We start from the raw sequence: 699 nt of genomic DNA on the forward strand, positions 1-699 counted from the left end.
CGGAGAAGCTCAGTTACTCCAAGTGCGTATGCAAGTGAAGAATCCTTCAGTACGATAGTGAATTCGTTTGTCCATGGTGGAAGGGCTATTCTTATTGCTTGAGGAAGAACAATATTGATGAAGCCTCTTAGATTAGTCATTCCCAGAGATCTTGCAGCTCTCATTTGAGCCGAACTGACCGAGTTTATTGCTCCCCTGAAAATCTGAGACTGATATGCCGAGGATCTGAAACCTAACCCAATTATCACCGCAGCGAAGGGGGAGAATCTTATTCCGATCTTTGGAAATCCATAGAATATTAGAAAAAGAATTACCAGTTCCGGAATACTTCTGAGGATTTTTTCATAGACTGCAATTAGGGCCTTGATCCACTTGTTTCCGTAGACCTGGCCAAAAGAAATGGGGAGGGCCAGAACCAGGCCCAACCCCAGAGTCAAAAAAGTGATTTGAAGTGTTACCCACATTCCTTTCAGAAGAGCGGGCAAAGAATCAACAATTAATCCGAGTTTATCTATGACTTCCTCCGCCCTTCAATCAGAAGTGCTTGAGGTTCAGTTCATTAAGCTTTCCGGACTCTTCAAGTCTCGAAATGCCTTCGTTTATGAGATTTAGCAGATCCTTATTTGCCTTGTTTACTGCAATACCATAGTCTTCGTAAGTCTTGATTACTCCAACGATCTTTACCGGTCTGACCTTTGC

General features: G+C 43.1%; 1 protein-coding gene. It reads right to left on the reverse strand.

What is annotated here, in order from left to right; genetic code table 11:
- The coding region (locus BG32_RS01985) for an amino acid ABC transporter permease (RefSeq protein ID WP_259459437.1) at window positions 1-464 on the reverse strand (464 nt) is incomplete at its 3' end.
- Window positions 465-699 lie beyond the last annotated feature (235 nt).

This window comes from Mesotoga sp. HF07.pep.5.2.highcov (assembly GCF_003666285.1).
In the GTDB taxonomy this organism is placed as follows: domain Bacteria; phylum Thermotogota; class Thermotogae; order Petrotogales; family Kosmotogaceae; genus Mesotoga; species Mesotoga prima.